Annotated in this window: 12 protein-coding genes; 2 read left to right on the forward strand and 10 right to left on the reverse strand. The window is 54.4% G+C overall.

Translation table 11 applies throughout. From position 1 onward, the window contains the following. Window positions 1–692 precede the first annotated feature (692 nt). A complete protein-coding gene (tnpA, locus tag K2G41_RS07465) occupies window positions 693–1,133 on the forward strand; it encodes an IS200/IS605 family transposase (RefSeq protein ID WP_300116911.1) in 441 nt (146 codons plus the stop codon). Window positions 1,134–1,574: 441 nt separating this feature from the next. On the opposite strand, the gene folK is transcribed toward tnpA, so the two are convergent. From folK to K2G41_RS07490, 5 genes are all read right to left on the reverse strand, one after another. Further along, window positions 1,575–2,078 (reverse strand): 2-amino-4-hydroxy-6-hydroxymethyldihydropteridine diphosphokinase, encoded by a 504-nt coding sequence (gene folK / locus K2G41_RS07470; RefSeq protein ID WP_300116913.1) that lies wholly within the window; start codon window positions 2,076–2,078, stop codon window positions 1,575–1,577. 77 nt (window positions 2,079–2,155) lie between these two features. Then, window positions 2,156–5,242 (reverse strand): translation initiation factor IF-2, encoded by a 3,087-nt coding sequence (gene infB, locus K2G41_RS07475; RefSeq protein WP_300116915.1) that lies wholly within the window; start codon window positions 5,240–5,242, stop codon window positions 2,156–2,158. A 76-nt stretch (window positions 5,243–5,318) separates the two neighbouring features. Continuing rightward, entirely contained in the window at window positions 5,319–6,701 is a 1,383-nt protein-coding gene (gene nusA / locus K2G41_RS07480) for a transcription termination factor NusA (RefSeq protein ID WP_300116917.1), read from the reverse strand. A 49-nt stretch (window positions 6,702–6,750) separates the two neighbouring features. Beyond that, the gene (gene rimP / locus K2G41_RS07485; protein ID WP_300116920.1) at window positions 6,751–7,218 is read right to left on the reverse strand and encodes a ribosome assembly cofactor RimP; all 468 of its coding nucleotides are present in this window, start codon (window positions 7,216–7,218) and stop codon (window positions 6,751–6,753) included. A gap of 263 nt (window positions 7,219–7,481) precedes the next feature. Further along, a complete protein-coding gene (locus K2G41_RS07490) occupies window positions 7,482–8,789 on the reverse strand; it encodes a pitrilysin family protein (protein WP_300116922.1) in 1,308 nt (435 codons plus the stop codon). A 238-nt stretch (window positions 8,790–9,027) separates the two neighbouring features. On the opposite strand from K2G41_RS07490, the gene K2G41_RS07495 reads away from it, so the two are divergent. Next, on the forward strand, window positions 9,028–9,201 hold the full coding sequence (locus tag K2G41_RS07495; protein WP_300116924.1) for a histone H1: 174 nt from the start codon (window positions 9,028–9,030) through the stop codon (window positions 9,199–9,201). Window positions 9,202–9,322: 121 nt separating this feature from the next. On the opposite strand, the gene K2G41_RS07500 is transcribed toward K2G41_RS07495, so the two are convergent. The 5 genes from K2G41_RS07500 to K2G41_RS07520 form a co-directional block, all read right to left on the reverse strand. After that, the gene (locus K2G41_RS07500; RefSeq protein WP_300116926.1) at window positions 9,323–11,191 is read right to left on the reverse strand and encodes a hypothetical protein; all 1,869 of its coding nucleotides are present in this window, start codon (window positions 11,189–11,191) and stop codon (window positions 9,323–9,325) included. After that, on the reverse strand, window positions 11,188–13,713 hold the full coding sequence (locus K2G41_RS07505; RefSeq protein WP_300116928.1) for a hypothetical protein: 2,526 nt from the start codon (window positions 13,711–13,713) through the stop codon (window positions 11,188–11,190). The genes K2G41_RS07500 and K2G41_RS07505 overlap by 4 nt, the downstream gene beginning before the upstream one ends. A gap of 908 nt (window positions 13,714–14,621) precedes the next feature. Further along, the gene (locus K2G41_RS07510; RefSeq protein ID WP_300116930.1) at window positions 14,622–14,879 is read right to left on the reverse strand and encodes a hypothetical protein; all 258 of its coding nucleotides are present in this window, start codon (window positions 14,877–14,879) and stop codon (window positions 14,622–14,624) included. 160 nt (window positions 14,880–15,039) lie between these two features. Continuing rightward, entirely contained in the window at window positions 15,040–16,134 is a 1,095-nt protein-coding gene (locus K2G41_RS07515; protein ID WP_300116931.1) for a DUF4831 family protein, read from the reverse strand. 69 nt (window positions 16,135–16,203) lie between these two features. Then, complete coding sequence (locus K2G41_RS07520; protein ID WP_300116933.1) at window positions 16,204–17,721, reverse strand: NAD(P)H-hydrate dehydratase; 1,518 nt, start codon at window positions 17,719–17,721, stop codon at window positions 16,204–16,206. Between the last annotated feature and the right edge of the window lie 463 nt (window positions 17,722–18,184).

The following is an 18,184-nucleotide window of genomic DNA, read 5'->3' on the forward strand; positions in this document are numbered from 1 at the left end:
CCTCCGCACGCTCAAGGTAGCCGTCAAGTTCACGGCCACCGCTGCTGCATCCCGTCGTGAGATTGAACATTGATACAGCCAAGACTGAAATAACAATAATTTGCAGGAATATGCGCATGATAGGTTTATATTTTATCGTTTCAACCGCAAATATACAAAAAATTTTCATGTCTGTAGGGACGCTGCGTGCAGCGTATGCCGAATGAAATACAAATGAACAACGAATAAACAATAGCAGAAATAACAAATGAATAGCAGCAGAAATTACAAATGAATAATAAAATTACCATCAGCTGCCCCATCAGCCAACCCGCAAACCAACGACGTCATCCCATCAGACAAACCGCAAACCAACGACGTCATCCCATCAGACAAACCGCAAACCAACGACGCATCCCCATCAGCCTAACCGCGAACCAACAATGCGTCCTCATCAGCCTAACCACGAACCAACGACGCGTCCGTCCCCCAAACAGCTAAACCGCGAAGCGGTGATGCATTCATAGCCCCACCACGAGGAGACGGCGAGCAATGTAAGCCCCTCAGGGCGCACATTGTCCGCCGGCGACGAGGCGTGGGGTCAAATGACGTACCAGCCAACATCGGCGTCGAAGACGTCGGACAAATAACCGCCCTCACATTTGCCTATCATAAAATGAATTACTAATTTTAGATCCTAATTCATTTCCGCCATGAGCTATATTTCATCCCTATTTCATATCGTCTTTACGACCCACGGGCGCAAACCCGTCATAAATAATGATTATCGGAATAATCTTTATGCCGTCATCGCGGAGGAAATAAAAACGCTCAGATGCAAACCCTTGATAATTAACGGTACGCAAGACCATATACATGTTTTGTTACATTTGCATCCGTCGGTTGCGATAGCCGATCTGATGCGTGTGATCAAATCCAAATCATCCGTGTGGATGAAAGCCTCCGGATTGTTCCCGCTATTTGAAGGTTGGGAAAAGGAATATGGAGCCTTTTCCATCTCTGCAAGCCATCGGGAGGCCGTTTATGCCTACATTCTTGCCCAACTGAATCATCATGCCATTAATTCGCTTGAAAATGAATACCATAGATTGATAATGAAAGCCGGATTGCAGATATATTCGGGTGATAAATGAGGGGTGGATGATCCTTTGTTCGACGTCTTCGACGCCGATGTTGGCTGGTACGTCATTTAACCCCATGCCTCCCTCGCGCCGGCGGACAAAAATCTCCCTGCGGTCAATTTTTGCCTCGCCTATGCTCGGTCGTGATGGGGCTACGAATGCATCACCGCTTCGCGGTTAGGCCGTTTGGGAGACGGATGCGTCGTTGGTTTACGGATAGCTGATGGGGCGATGCCGTTGGTTTGCGGATTGGCTGTTGGGGTGATGTCGTCGGTTTGCGGTTCAGCTGACGGGAGGGCGGAGACATAACCTATTCACCGTAAGGAGTCCAATGGCAATGGTTTCGCGGTTTAGACCATGGGGAGACGTATATATATATACAATTCACTAATTAACGGGTGAAAACAGATTCAAGACTTGGCAGGCGGGATGTGGCTTTGCCGGGTGGGGAAATCATTTCAGCTCTTCAATCATTTCTACAGGTGTCTTTGCAAATTTGGGATGCACCCAGTCGGGGGAAAGTTGGTGGAGGGGGATAAGTACGAAGTCCCGCAGGTGCATACGCGGATGCGGAAGTATGAGATCAGGATGATCGATCACCCAATCGTCAATGGCAATAAGATCAATGTCTATCGCACGGTCAATATAAGCTCCGGATGCATCACGGTGTGGCGAGGGATCGATGTTGCTCTGGATTTCCTGTAGTTTGTGCAGAACGGCAAGGGCAAATCCGGTCTGACATTCCGATTGAATATCCGGATGTGGGTGCAGGGACATCTTTACGCCGACGTTGAGAAACGGGTTAGGCGAATCGAAACCCCACGGCGGGGTTTCGATCACGTCGGAGCATCTAATATCCGCATCCGGGAAGGCTGAACGCACGGCGGCCACCGCACGCTCTATGAGAGCTTCGCGGTGGCCGCTGTTTGAGCCGATATTTATATGAATATCAATCATTGGTTATGTCGGTTTATCCATGCAGGAGAGGAAATCTGAGCCTCTCTCACGGTAATATCCGCATCGGTAATGGGGGATCAGAGGCTCTTCTTAACCTCAACCTCCTCGTATGCCTCGACAAGGTCGCCTTCCTGCACATCATTGTAGCCGGCGATTGACAGACCGCAATCATAACCGGAAGTAACCTCCTTCACGTCATCCTTCATGCGCTTGAGCGAACCGAGTTCACCGGTGTAACGAACGATACCGTCACGGATCAGGCGCACTTTACAGCCACGCTTGATACGGCCCTCACGCACGATAGCTCCGGCGATTGTTCCCACCTTGGAGATATGGAATGTCTGAAGCACCTCGGCTGTACCGATAACTTCCTCCTTGATTTCGGGAGCAAGCATACCTTCCATTGCGTCCTTGACCTCCTCGATGGCCTGATAGATGACAGAATAGAGACGGATCTCGACTCCGTCACGCTCGGCAGCACGGCGTGCAGCCTGCGAGGGACGGACTTGGAAGCCGATGATGATGGCATCCGAAGCAGCAGCAAGAGTGACATCGCTCTCCGAGATCGCACCCACAGCCTTGTGGAGCACATTGACCTTGACCTCCTCGGTTGAAAGCTTGATGAGCGAGTCGGAAAGAGCCTCGATAGAACCGTCAACGTCACCCTTGACGATGATGTTAAGCTCATGGAAGTTACCGATGGCACGACGACGGCCGATTTCTTCAAGGGTAGTACGCTTGGACGTGCGCAGACCGAGTTCACGCTGAAGCTGCTCACGCTTGGTGGCAATTTCGCGTGCCTCCTGCTCAGTCTCCATGACGTTGAAGGTATCGCCCGCTGTAGGCGCACCGTTGAGTCCGAGAATGAGGGTCGGTTCAGCAGGGCCGGCCTCTGTGATGCGCTGGTTACGTTCGTTGAACATAGCCTTCACGCGACCGAAGTGAGTACCTGCGAGGATGATATCGCCAACGCGGAGTGTTCCGTTCTGCACGAGCACCGTAGCCACGTAACCGCGACCCTTGTCAAGCGACGATTCAATGATAGAACCGGTGGCACGACGGTTGGGGTTTGCCTTAAGATCGAGCATCTCGGCTTCGAGAAGCACCTTTTCCATAAGCTCCTCAACGCCGATACCCTTCTTAGCGGAAATATCCTGCGACTGATACTTGCCACCCCATTCCTCGACGAGGTAGTTCATCTGGGCAAGCTCTTCCTTGATCTTGTCAGGGTTAGCGGCAGGTTTATCGATCTTATTGATAGCAAATACTATTGGCACACCGGCTGCAGAGGCGTGATTGATGGCCTCGACTGTCTGCGGCATGACATTGTCGTCAGCAGCCACGATGATGATACAGAGGTCGGTCACCTTGGCACCACGGGCACGCATCGCGGTAAACGCCTCGTGGCCCGGAGTATCGAGGAAGGTGATGTGACGGCCATCGGAGAGCTTCACGTTGTATGCACCGATGTGCTGCGTGATACCTCCGGCCTCACCGGCGATAACGTTGGCGTTACGGATATAGTCAAGGAGCGATGTCTTACCGTGATCGACGTGACCCATGACGGTCACGATCGGGGGACGGGTTACGAGTTCGTCCTCGCTGTCCTCGTCCTGCTGGATAGCCTCGACTACCTCAGCCGACACGTATTCGGTCTGATAGCCGAACTCCTCGGCCACGATATTGATAGTCTCGGCGTCGAGACGCTGGTTGATCGAAACCATCACGCCGAGGTTCATACATGTCGCAATCACATTGTTGATGGGCACATCCATCATGACAGCAAGGTCATTGGCAGTCACGAATTCAGTAAGTTTAAGCACCTTGCTCTCTGCAGCGGCCTCGACGGCTGCCTCATGCGCACGGTTGGCGAATGCCTCGCGCTTTTCCTTACGCCACTTCGCACCCTTCTTCTGACCCTTGTCCTTGGATGTCAGACGTGCGAGCGTCTCGCGTACCTGCTTCTGTACGTCCTCCTCGTTGACCTCGGTATGTACTGGACGCTTATTGCGGTCACGACGGCTTCCGCGCTCTTTATCGCGCTCACGGCCACCATTGTTACCACCGTTGTTGCCGCCACCGTTGTTACCGTTGCCGCCGTTTCCACCTTTACCGTGACCCTTGCCGTGCTCACCGTCGTTCACACCTTGGCTTACGGTCTTTTCGATATCGACCTTACCGCCGATGCGACGACGCTTCTTGCGGTCACCGCCCTGCGATGAAGCAGCTGCGTTCTGGCCACCACGGTTCATGCGCTCGTTGCGACGCTCCTCCTTGGTCTTCTTCTTAGGACGGGTAGATTGATTGAGAGCCGAGAGATCGATATGGCCGATGACCTTGGGGGCCACAACCTGAGCGTCGGACTGATAACGGAACACTCCGTCATCATCGCTGCCCGACTTATTTTCAGCCTTGGCGGCTTCCTGAGCGGGAGCTGCGGGCTTTGATTCAGAGGCGGCCTTGGGCTGAGCCTTGGACTCGTCAGCCTTGGGAGCGGGCTTCGCTTCAGGACGGGGAGCAGCTTTGGGAGCTTCTGCCTTGGGAGCTGCAGGTGTGGTCTTAGGAGCCTCGGCCTTAGGGGCTTCAGACTTTGATTCCTGCTTGGGAGCGGCAGGAGTTGCAGGTGCAGCGGGTTTCGGGGCCTCCTGTTTGGGAGTCTCGGTCTTGGGGGCTTCAACCTTACGTGGAGCCTCAGCCTTGGGAGCTGCAGGTGCAGCCTTAGGAGTTTCAGCCTTGGGGGCTTCAGGTTTGACCTTGGGAGCTTCCTTTACGGGAGCGGGAGCAGGCTTAGGCTCTGCCTTTACCTCGGCCTTGGGGGTGGGGATAGGATTATTATTCTTGTCAAGCGAGATCTTACCGATCACTTTAGGTCCCTGAATGTCGGCCGGTGCGCTCTTGGGAGCGGAAGCCGGAGCAGCAGGCTGTGAAACCGGAGCTGACGCTGTTTTTTCTTTTTCTTTCTCCTGACGGATACGGTCGATGCGCTCGCGCTCCTTGCGATCGGGCTGGAAAGCCTGAACAAGGATATCGTAGGCACTCTCATCCAGACGCGTGTTAGGATTCGAGGCATCAATTGAGATACCCTTCTTGTTCAACTGGTCAGCTAACGACTGGATAGTGACGTTGAACTCTTTGGCGGCTTGACTGATTTTTATTCTCGGCATATATTGCTTTGTGGTAATGTTTTAATCTGTTAGAAGGTGAGAGGGAGGATGCAGCAGGGAGGCTTTTGGGCCGGGATCAGACTTCAGGCTCCTCGGCAGGAGTTTCGGCGGGAGCTGAAGCTTCGGGCTCATCTGCAGAAGTCTCTGAAACCTCGGCAGGAGCTTCGGCAGGTGTCTCAGCGGGAGCAGGAGCGGCAGTGTCCTCGTCCTCAAATTCGGCACTGAGGATGCGGATCACGTTATCGACAGTATCTTCCTCAAGGTCGGCACGGTCAATAAGTTCCTGACGCGGGGTGCGGAGTACGGTCTTGGCGGTGATGCAGCCCATATCCTTGAGAGCATCGATGACCCAGCCGTCGATCTCGTCCTTGAACTCGTCGAGATAGATATCCTCGTCGATCTCTTCGGGAGTGTCACGATAGACGTCGATCACATAGCCCGTGAGCATGGATGCAAGCTTGATGTTGAGACCTCCCTTACCGATGGCAAGCGAGACTTCCTCCGGATGGAGGAACACTTCGGCTTTCTTCTCCTCCTCGTCAAGATGGATGCTTGAGATCTTGGCAGGGCTGAGAGCGCGCTGGATGAAGAGCTGGGGATTGGAGGTATAGTTGATCACGTCGATGTTCTCATTGCGGAGCTCACGGACGATACCGTGGATACGCGAACCCTTCACACCTACGCACGCGCCTACAGGATCAATACGGTCGTCAAAGCTCTCGACTGCGATCTTGGCACGCTCACCCGGAATGCGGGCCACGGCACGGATGCTGATGAGACCATCGACGATCTCAGGCACCTCACGCTCGAAAAGACGGCGCAGGAATGCCTCGTTTGTACGCGATACGGTGATCTTGGGATTGTTGTTCTTGTTATCGACGTTGGCAATGACGGCGAGGACATTCTCACCCTTACGGAAGAAGTCGCCGGGGATCGATTCACTCTTGGGCAGTAGAAGCTCATTCTTCTCATCGTCGAGCAGGAGGGTCTCGCGTGACCATGTCTGATAGACTTCGCCGGACACGAGTTCGCCTTCAAGCTCCTTGAACTTGGCATAGACGGCCTCCTTCTGCAGATCGAGAATCTTGGACTGGAGAGTCTGACGGAGGTTGAGGATGGCACGGCGACCGAAGTCGGCAAAGAAGATTTCCTTGGTGTGCTCCTCGCCGATCTCCACATCGGGATCATCGTCAGCGCGGGCATCGGTCAGCGAGATCTGAAGATTGGGGTTGGCAACCTCGCCGTCGGGTACGACTTCGAGATTCTGGAAAATCTGCACGTCGCCCTTGTCGGGGTTCATAATGACGTCAAGATTCTCGTCAGTGCCAAACATCTTGGCCAATACGTTGCGGAACGACTCCTCCAGCACACTGATCATGGTGGTCTTGTCGATGTTTTTCAGTTCCTTAAATTCGGCGAAACGCTCCACCATGTTGGGAGCTTCTTCTTTTTTTGCCATAGGGGGTATTTTGAGAGTTGATTTTTATTACTGAGAGGGATATTGATTCTTACTTGAAATTGATGACGTAGCACACCTGCTTGGCCTGTTCCATCGGGACGACCACAGGCTCGGTCATCATTACCGGACGCTTCGCTCCCGGTTCTTTGACCTTACGGGTGACATCAACGGTAAAGTCACTGTCCGTGACGGCGGTGAGGATACCTTTGAACTTCTTGCCGTCGCGCGTGAGCACTTCCACTTCGTTGCCGATGTTCTTCTCGTACTGACCTTTCACCTTGAAAGGAGCGGTAAGGGAGGCCGAACCGACTTCGAGGCTGTAATCCTCATCCTCGCGGTCAAAGACCTCGTTGAGACGGCGGTTGAGATCGGCACAGAAATCAAGATCGACACCGGTCGGACTGTCAAGCTCCACGACGACATCATTCGCAGCCGACACAGTTATGTCAACCACAAACGCATCCGTCGCAGCTATTGCCTCGTCCACCAGACGGCGGACTTCATTCTTATCTATCATATATTATATGAGCGTATTATATTAGCGTATCGGATCGGATAATTTCCGACTATATAAAAACAAGGGAGGAAGCTCGTGGCCTCCTCCGTGACTTTCTGAGTGCAAATTTAATAAAAATTATGCTTTCCCGCAAATCAAAGCCCCTAAAGCATAGGGAGTAGAGATTTTATTTATCATTTTTTAACATCAGCGATTCCCTATCAAGGGCAAGCTGCCTGAAATTGCCATCTCCATCGCCGCCATGGCCATGTGTACCCCCGCCGTCAGGCAGTGGGTCCTGACTGCTCCGTCGGCCTGTAGATCAACACGCAGGCATGACGGGGATCGAGCACCCGACGCGCAGTGTTGGCGATCATCGCCGTGGTCACGCGACGGTAGGCGGGGACTATCTCGTTGATATCCTCGCCGTGCATCTCGGCCATCGCAAGTGACTGCGCCCTCTGCAGGTAACTCAGCGATGAGAATGTGAAGTCACTGGCAAAACGGTTTATGGCCCTCTCGACCTCATAAGGTGTCACTCCTCCGGGACGCGCCTCGGTGAGCGTGTAGGAAAGGCGGTCAGGACGCGAAGCCTGATAACACAGCTGCGAGGCTTCAGCCATCAGACGCTCTACGGCCACACGCGCCGCCTCCTCGGAAGGATCGGCGAGATTACCTTTGAGCATGAGCATACCCGGCTCCTCGCTTCCGGTGATCACGGCATCGGCCGACGTGAATAGATCGCTTCCGAGGAGCAGACGGCGGTAGAAACGCGACGAGCGTCCTGAAGCAAGGATGTCTGTAATCAGGTCACACTCTATATAGCCCGGCTGGCCATAGCCCGGCATAGGATAGGCCACGACAACACAGGTCTGCGGGACATGTCCGCGGACCTCAGTCTCGCGCGGGCCATCGGGAAGCGGTTCGGGAGCATAGTTTCGCGGAGCGACATCACGGCAAGGGATGGAATCGAACCAGCGTTCAACACCACGGCGCACCTGATCGGGACTTACATTTCCGCTGATGGCGAGCACGGCATTGTTTGGAGCATAGTGACTGAAGAAGAAGTCACGGACATCCTGCTGGGTCACTTTCTCGATGTGCGACGGATCTTTACCGATTGTCGGGACACCGTAGGGGTGCTGGCGATAGACCATCTCGCGCAGACGATGGCTGAGATCGCCGTATGGGCGGTTGAGATGAGTCTGCTTGAATTCCTCGATCACGACGTTGCGCTGGACTTCAAGAGCCTTGTCGGAAAATGCGAGTCCGAGCATGCGGTCACTTTCGAGCCAGAGAAGTGTCTCGAAGTTGCGGGCCGGAGCGACATCATAGAAGTTCGTGAAGTCATTCGAGGTCCAAGCGTTGTTCATTCCGCCGGCCCGCTCGATCTCGGCATCAAAATCGGGGATATTGACAGAACCACCGAACATAAGATGCTCGAAAAGATGGGCGAGACCGGTCATTTCGGAATCCTCGTCACGCGCTCCGACATTGTAGAGCACGTTGACGGCCACCATCGCAGTGGTCGGATCGTAATTATGTATCACTCTCAGTCCGTTTGAGAGCGTAAATCTATTGTAGTCAATCATGATATACCTATAACGCTCAAAATAGGGTTCAAAGTTAGGGAAAATAAGTGAAATGAGGATCAAAAACTGAAAAAGTGTAGAATTTGAGGGATTTATGCGGTAATTTTTAACAAAATTATTGGAAGTTTAAATTTTTTGTCCGTATATTTGCAGCATGAGCAATTGGTCATAGCTTTCCAGTGGGATTCATGGCCTGTATTCTCTGAAATATTAACCCTTTAACACCCCTGATTAACCAATGAAAAATCTCGTTGACCAACTCGCTTCACATTTCGAAACATTTGCTAAAGACGCTCAGGCTCAAGTAGAAAACGGCAACAAGGCTGCCGGAGCACGCGCACGCAAAATCTCTCTTGAAATCGAAAAACTTCTCAAGCAGTTCCGCAAGGATTCGATCGCTGCCGGAAAATAATTGATCTTCATGATCCGTCAGTCAACACATCCATGAACAAATCATAACTGCTGACGTAAAACACCGAAGGAGCATAAATGCCGTTGATGCGGCGTTTATGCTCCTTTTTCATAGGCCGTCCTTACCTTATGCAGCGGCTGAGGAGGGTGTGGAAGGTGCGTTCAGTGAAGTGGAACGGGGCGACGGCGCGCGTCGAAGCGTGGATGTAGAGGGCGATCGCACGGGTCATGAGCATATCGTCGTGACAGCCACGTGAGGCTGCGTATGATCCGTCAGGAAGCGATTCATACTGCAGAAGTTCGTCGCAAGCAGCCGTCGATCGCTCCACATAGCCCCGGTCACGCACATAGGCCACGAGATTGGCCACAATAGCGGCCTTTGTACGGACATTTGTGTGAAAACCGGCCGCTTCCCCACCCTGCCCCGACGGACGATGATAGAGGTTGGGGTAAATTGCCGAGAGCATGTCGAGGAGATAGCGGCCGTGTCCCTCCGATGAGCTCTCCCACGAATTACTCTCGATCACAAGCAGCGCATCATTGTAGAACCGCCCTATCGCAGCAGCCTTTCGTGCAAGAAGATCATGATCGATATGTCCGCGCCACTGCGCCACGACTTCCGGAGCATCCCCGGAGTCGCTGTGGCGGTCCATGACACAGATGACAGAGAAGTCGGCTTCGCGCGTGCGACCGCCGATATCCACACAAGCTATGTAATCACCTCCCCGACGCGGCCTGCACCACATTTCACACAATCCGTCGGCCGAGGGCTGGAAACGGGCATCACCTGTCAGACCTGCATCGCCACAGGCCGACGCTATCACCTCGCCGCGCTCCGCGGCAATCATACAACTCGCCCGCAGAGCTTCCACGTCAGTTGAAGCGAACACGCTGCGTGCCGTCGAAGCGAAAGCCTCGTCAGGAGTGGTGGGATATTCGGCCATCATGGACCGATGGTCGGGAAAACCGAGACGCTTGTCGTGATACCACTTTATCGCCTCCAACGTGCATCCGTGGAGTGACCAGAGACTGCGTTCGTAGTCATCCATACTTTCCCAAAGCGCATCGGGATCGGTAATCTCCGTGCGGTTCATCCCGATCTCATGCCAAGGGACAAAGAATGGCAACTTGTCACTGCCGCCCGGTCTTGATGCGCGGAGCCATTCGCGATGGAAGAAGTTGCCCACACCGTTGGCGGTACTTTCCATAGCGATGAACGACAGTGGTTTCGATGCTATGCCCGACGTGACCGACCGCAACAGGTCTGCCGGATTGTGGAGCGGCGAATCCTTCCAGAATGCCACTTCGCTCAGATGAGCCAGCGCACAGTCCTGACCGCGTGTCGATTCCTGATTCTCGCTCGAACAGACTGTCACTTTACATTCACGGCCGGGAATGAAACGTGTGTTGGTCATGCGCTCGAACGGCCGGAATTCAGGACGCGTCTCCTCCTCCCAGTATTCCTCCGGATAGCGTGTCAGAAGCTTGGTGTACATTCCGCGGATCGTAGCCGCCGTATCCTTGACATGTGCACAGATGAGCGAATTCCAGTTGCGGCAATGGATGATCTGAATCCACGCGAAGTAAATCTGGATCAGGGTCGATCCGCCCCATTGGCGCGCCTTCAGCATAATCAGGCGCAGGGGACGGCCGGCACGCCGTTCGCGTTCGAGCAGGCTGACGAGCCGTCGCTGCGGACGGTTGAGACGGAACGGAATGTCGCGCGCGGTGATCTTGTCATTGATCACCACGCAGGTCACCGCCCAGAAGGGGAAATCATGCTTGAAGCGCAGACGGGCGAGATCGCGCTCATTGCCGACGGTGAGCAGACGCGGGTCGGCAAGCATGGACGAAGGGAGCATATACGTCCGGCCGCCGAAAGTGAACGGCCGGCGGTCCGGATCAGCCGGATCACCCGCTACGGGGTCGGGATCAGGGATCACTGCGGCGTTTCGCCGGGCGTTTTCAATAAGAATTTCGTGTGGAATCATGGCAAGAGACTAAGATTTACAGCTTGTAGATGAAGGTTAAGGACATAATTGTGTCTATGGGGAGTCATGACGGTGAGCGGCGGAAGATGACGGATGTCGCCCCGCACCTCGAAGCTCGTCAGGAGATCGGAGAGCAGCGGATCGCCGCAATTGTCGCCCCTTATCTCCATACGTCCTATGGCATCGATGGCAAAGAGCCTTACATCAAAGACCGATCGTGAAGCCCTCCTGACACATGCGGAAGCCGAAGCGCGGTAATACACCTCCACCCTCTCCTGTCCTTCCTCCACTCCGCTGAAATCGTGGAGCTGACCGGAGGAATCGAGTGCAAGCATTCTTCCGGACGCTGTGAGAAGCGAACGGACTGCGGGGACTGACCGGCTGTAGAGCATCCTGCCCTGTAGATCTGTCACTATCGCATCCGGAAAGAGTGGGATGACCGTGCGCCCCTCGATAATGCTGAAATTCTCCGGACACGGGTTCTCCGAGGAGTGGAAACAGATGATTTCACCCCGGACGGCATCCATAGCCAGTCCCCATGCCCCGACAAATGACCGCCGGGTGGTGACCTTCTGTCCCGCTATCCTAACGAGATCACCCCCCGCAAGGGCCAAGATCGCGCCGTCGCCTGACTCGCAGACGGCATCCCGACAACCGACAGGACGGCTGTCGATAATGCGTGCTGTCAGGGAGCGGCGTCCCGAATTCAGGGTGAGCGCATGGATTCCGGAGCTTCCCAATAGATAGAAGCGTGAGCTTCCCGCGTCCCATCCGCCTGTGGCCGACTGCGTGGCGCATAGACTCACCGGATTCTCCTCCGTCAGCGCAGTAGCTGCAAGCGGCATGAGCGGATCGGAGACAGCCGACGCAACTACAAGACCGGGGAACGGAACACTGCGGGGTGATTCAGCCGGAAGTATAAACGACGGACGGCTTCCCGCCGTCATCCTGACTGCCGCGCCACTTTCGGAAAGCCAGTAGGCAAATCGCCCCGACGGATCGGGACTAAGCGGAAGGTGGAGAGAATGCGTGTCGTAATACAGCTCCATGCTCACTGCGTCCGCGGCAGGATAAGTGATGAGAGGCGAGAGCTCACCGATCGGAAAACCATTGACAGTTCCGCCGCGCACGCAGCTCGAACCATCTGTAAAATTCACTTTCACTGCTACCGGACCGGCGGATGGGACATCAGGATCACTGTCCGCCGTCCCGACCGCAAACTCGCAGGGCAACCAGCCCTTGAAGCGCATGGCTGCAATTCTGGCAAAACCGAGTGTGTCGCCACACTCTCCCGCGACGCTCCCGCAGATACAATGGGGATTAGTGAGGGCGGCGAGAGCACGGTCTGTATATGCCGCAGTCCCCGCCTCCACTGTCCGCGCAAGGGTGCCGAGCGAGGTGAGTTCATCCGTCAGTGTCACGAGCAGATGGCCGAACGCCCGCCCCTCAACCGCCCACTCGCCGGCGGAGGCATCGAAACGGACCGATCCGATGGGGCGCAGATTGGTGTCGAGCTTACCGAGCAGCTGTTCGGTAAGCGTCCGCAGACGCGATCCCTCGCCGCAATGAGCCGTAAGCAGGTCATTGACTCCGGGAGTGAACACGCGGAGCGCACCCGCCGTGGCCGTGAACGATCCGAAACGGACAGCGGAATCAGAAGTGCCGTCGTAAGGATGGAGCTGTGGGCTCACGAGAAGCTCTACACTACCGACCACATCATGCCAGTCGCTTCCGAGCGGCGCACACGGACGCAGAGCGATGCGGAAGGTGCTGACGGTGATCTTCTCCTCGGATAGCGTGGCGAATCCGCTCCCGCTAAGGATGAAATCCGTCTCCGTAAGCTGTGGACCCGAAGCGGGGCCGATCATGACCGGCGGGGAGGTGTAGAGCGTCTCACCCTGCAGTCCGCAGAGACGGTAACGGGCAATGACCGGCTGAAACCACACCCGGCGGTTTGCAGCCGTTGATGCAAGCGTGCGATAAGCCTTGCCGATGAGTTCACCGACAGTGGCGCGATCCCTCTCGGTGAGGAGATTCGAGCGGGAGGAATAAGTGTCGCGCAGGTTTATCCCACCGGCTGTCACGCTGACGCTACCCTCATCCTTGCGGATCATGGCGAGCGGTTGGGGCAAAGAGGCCGCACTGCGCCACGTCCATCCCCCGCCTCCGTCGTAGCGTAGCCACATGGGAGCAGCATCCTGCCCCATCATCACGAGATAACGATCACCACAACTGACTATACCGCATGGCTTTCCCGTAGCCGCAGGGAGGGCCGTAAGCTTCACTCCGTCGTGACATTTCAACAGGCCGTCATGCTCGATGAAAAGCCAGTTTCGGCCATCAGGGGTGGCAATGGAGCCGCCGGGAAGCAGCCGCCCACCGGGCAAAGGTATAGAAAGCCCCAACCTACGGGGATTACCGACAATCTCAAGCCCCGTCCCGCGCCGCAGCGGACGGAGATTATGACAGAGCGAGACCGACTGATTCAAAAGCGAAGAAACAGGAATACGGAGAGAGATCATAAACGATTGATTAATATCTAATTGATTGATAAGCTTGTAGAATTATTAATTGTTAAGCCTGTAGGGACGCGGCGTGCCGCGTATGCCCGATGAAATACAAATGAAATCCATGTGAAATCCAAAATGAATCCCAAAATGAAATCCAAAGCTCAAAAAAATTAAATCATTTAAAATAAATACATTACAATAAAATGAATTAATAAAAAAACGACTTACGAAAACTATGAAAATATCGCTGAAAAACGCGTCTTGCCGAACGAACCACGTTATTTCACTACAAAATTACACTCACCCCCACCCCCAAAAGATGCGATAATGAAAACCACCCACAAATTTTTATAGCTAAAATGCCCAACGCCATAGCAATATTTTTACATATAAGAAACCTCAAAACGGCCAGCACCAATCATGAAAGCCGCGAAGCGGTGATGCAATCATAGCCCCATCACGACCAAGGAAAGCCGCGAAGCGGCGATGCAGTCATAGCCCCGCCACGACTGAGCGTAGGCAAGACCAAAAAATTGACCGAAGGGAAATTTTGGCATTGCCGAAGCGAGGGAGGCGCGGGGTCAAACGTTACACCATAATATGGGCGTCGAAGACGTCCGACAAAGACATGACAATCAACCATTTCTGGTGGATTGACTAGGCGTTTAGCCCCATTGTCGGACGTCTCCGACGCCCACTAATATTAACATTCTCATTTCCCCCACGCCTCGTCGTCACCGGGCAATTCTCGCCCTGACGGGCTTCATTGCCCGTTAACTCCTCGTGGTGGAGCTATGACTGCATCGCCGCTCCGCGGCTTTACTGACAGCGACCCATTGCGCCACGGCTTTGAAAATAGACTGAAAATACTTTATGAGAGCGGGATGTAATTCCACTCCCAAACGTATAATATGGCCCGCTTACAATACGGGAAGAATATTCCTTATCATCTCTCCAAAAGACATATTGAAAACCCAGCCGACGACAAACACACCGACCACGAACGATATGACACCGACTACAAAAACGATGACTGCCCTCTGAATCTCATTCGTCACACGATTCTTTATTATCCTGTTGGTGATCAATTGAACCACAACGATTATCGACAGCAAAAGCAACAACCCCTGCCACGGCATGGGCATGAAATCGCTGAACTGAGCCTGCAAAAGTTTCATATGATTATAATTTTCATTTCACCCCAAAGTTAGTTACAAATTATCGCTTTTGCAACCCATTTCGCATTAAATTTAATCCAAAAACCGGTTATACACAAATAAATCGGACCGCACGGCAATGTGCGGCCCGATCGTTTATATATCATGTCTTTTCTTTCGCTCAATTCCCCACCGTCCCAAGCTCGCGGACGGCACCGGTCAGAGGATTGAAATGCAGATAGGCCGGTTCGCGCTTATTGGTGAACAGAGCCGGATCGAGACCGAACACGACGCCATACTGCGCGACGTCAAACTCCTTCTCGGCAAGCGTCCGCCCCTCGTAGCTGAGGCTCACGCGCGCAGAGCCGGGAATGCGGTAAGCCACCCCACCTTTGGGGAACGTCTTGGCCACACCCTTCTCATTCACAGGGAGCTCGCCACGGCTCACCGGAGTGATCTCCGCATAAATCGGATCACCCGAAAGATCATCGGGAGCAACGAGTCCGTCGAGAGCCGACAGACGGGCCACCACAGTGCGCGCCGCCTCACCCTCGTCGGGTACATAGACTGTATAAGTGCGTACCTCGACCGACTTCTGCACCGTGCCGAGGAACATCGCCGTCAGAGCCTCCTCCTGCGCCGAAAGCTGATCGAGCGCAAGCTTCATGGCCGCCCCGTCCGAGGGCATCGCGTCAGCCTGACCGGAGATGATCTCGTTGCGGTTGGTGCGCAGTTCATAGATCTTCTCGGCAGCGAGTTCCGCGCGCTTGGCCGACGACTTGCTCTGGATCATTTCGGGCGTGATGGCCTGCTGGGCTATCGGCTTCTGAAGCACCGTCGGCTCAGCCGCCACAGCCTTGGGCAGCTCCATGAGCTGGCTGTCCGGATCGTAGTCCTCATCATTGACCGAGAGAGGGAAATTACTGTCCGTAAGCATCATGAACGTACCGTTGCCACCCTTGAAATTGGCCAGATAACGCTGATCCTCGTCAGCGATGGCTATGGGATTGATCACCGCATCCGTGATGCGCCACGCCACCGCCGGTTTCATGATCGGATCGGCGTTGAGATACTTCCGGGCATACTGATAGTGCTCGCCGGGAGTGCTGACGGTCTTTTCAACGGCTATCGTCACCTCGAAAGCCGTAAGGGGGAGCGTGTAGATCAGGCCGAACTCATTGGCCTTTGTGGCGGTGAGTTTAGCCGATGTCTGTGCGAATGCCGGAAGGCTCGCCATCGCGCCCAAGAGGAATATTGAGAATAGTTTTTTCATCATTTTTCAGGGTATGATCCTGTATGCTGTGATTACTGTGATTATATTTTTTTACGAATCCGCGGCTGTCGCTCACTTGCCGATGATGGCCTTTATGGCCTTGCCGACCGCTGCGGCGATGTCGGCGGCCGACGTTCCGTAGTCACCCTCGGTCTCCGCGGCTATGTCGCCCGCAAGACCGTGGATATACACTCCGGCCGTGGCGGCGATCTCCGACTTGTAGCCTTGGGCGAGAAGCGAGGTGATTATGCCAGTGAGCACGTCGCCGCTACCCGCCGTGGCCATTGCCGGCGAACCGGTGGAATTGAAAAACACCTTGCCGTCCGGCCGCACGGTCGCGCTGTAGTGACCCTTCAACACGATTATGAGCTTATATTTGTGGGCCACCTCAAGTGCTTTCAGCAGTCGGGTCTCGGCCGAAGCCTGCGATCCGAATATGCGGTCAAACTCCCCGGCGTGGGGGGTGAGGATCGAGCCGGGAGCTATATGGTCGATCAGCGAGGGCGTGCGCGCGATGATGTTGAGAGCATCCGCGTCGAGCACCATCGGTCGCTTTATGCTCTTTATGAGCGTCTCTACCGCTCCGCGGGTGGCATCGTTAGTGCCTATGCCCGGCCCGACACCGATGGCGGTGAAATTGACGCGCGGCGTCATGTTGGAGATCACGTTCTCGTTGGCGTCCGGCAGAAACAATGCCTCCGGGACAGCCGTCTGCAGCACGCCGAATCCGCAGCGGGGCGCATGGACAGTCAGTTTGCCGACACCCGCACGGAGCGCACCCCGCGCCGCAAGCACCGCCGCTCCCATCATGCCGTAGCAACCGGCAAAGAGCAGGCCGTGGCCGAAATCAGCCTTCGAGCAGAAGTCGGTGCGCGCTTTGAGCACACGTCTCACGTCATCGCGCTCGATGAGGAAATATTTTGTCGGGATCTGTTCGATGGCCCGTCGGCTGAGACCGATGTCTATCGTCTTCCACTCACCCGTCAGCGGAGCGTTGTCGCTGAGGAAGAAAGCGAGGCGCGGAAACTGCACGGCTATCGTCAGGTCGGCATGGACCACGTTGCGTGCCAGCACACGGGTGTTCCAGTCACCGAACATACCCGAAGGTACGTCGATCGACACCACGGTCGCGCCCGATTCATTGATGTAGCGCGCCATGCCCATGTAGCCACCTTCGAGGGGGTTGCGCAAGCCTGATCCGAAAAGGCCGTCGATCACGAGATGATCCGGAGTGAGAGGCGGGATGTTGGACGTGCGCACGATCTCCGTGATGGACACATTGCCCATCCTCAGAAGCTCGTCGCGGCATTCGCGGCAGTCACGCGACAGCGAATTGCCCTGCACGTTGATCAGTACGACATGAGGATTGAAACCGGCCTCGATAAGCAGCTTGGCCACAATCAGAGCGTCAGCACCGTTGTTGCCCGAACCCGCAAACACCATGGTCGGCTTCGACGGACTCCAGCGGCTAAGTATCTCACTGACCACACCTTCGGCTACACGGTGGATCAGCTCGATCGAGCTGACACCCTCCTCCTCGATGGTCACGCGGTCAATTTGGCGTATATTTTCGGTGGTAAAAATCTTCATAATCAATGTAACAATCAACCAGACAGAATTGCCCACGCAAAATTAAGGAAATTTCGTCGAATAATCAGAAATCCACATGAAATTATTCTTTAAAGTAATGAAAGTATAGAGTATAGGAGTTAGTATAGAGTTTAAAGTATAGAGTATAGATAATACCCCTGTAGGGTCGCATTTCAATGCGACCGCATCCGGCCCGCAAATCACCAACGGCCCGCAAACCATCCATTCCTGCCCGACTCCACCCCTCCAATCAATTATCTATACTCTATACTTTAAACTCTATACTAACTTCTATACTCTGTACTAAAAACTCTACACGAAAAAAAGCGTGCATCGTCTTGTAGGGGGGACGATGCACGCCAAGGGTTACGGTAGTCTAATTTCGACGTTGACGGTTTAAATAACAGTGTGTCTTTCTCAACATGAAAGCACCCTTGAAATATTTACATGAGAGGTTTGTATC

The sequence above is a fragment of the Duncaniella sp. genome (genome assembly GCF_029056165.1).
Lineage (GTDB): Bacteria > Bacteroidota > Bacteroidia > Bacteroidales > Muribaculaceae > Duncaniella.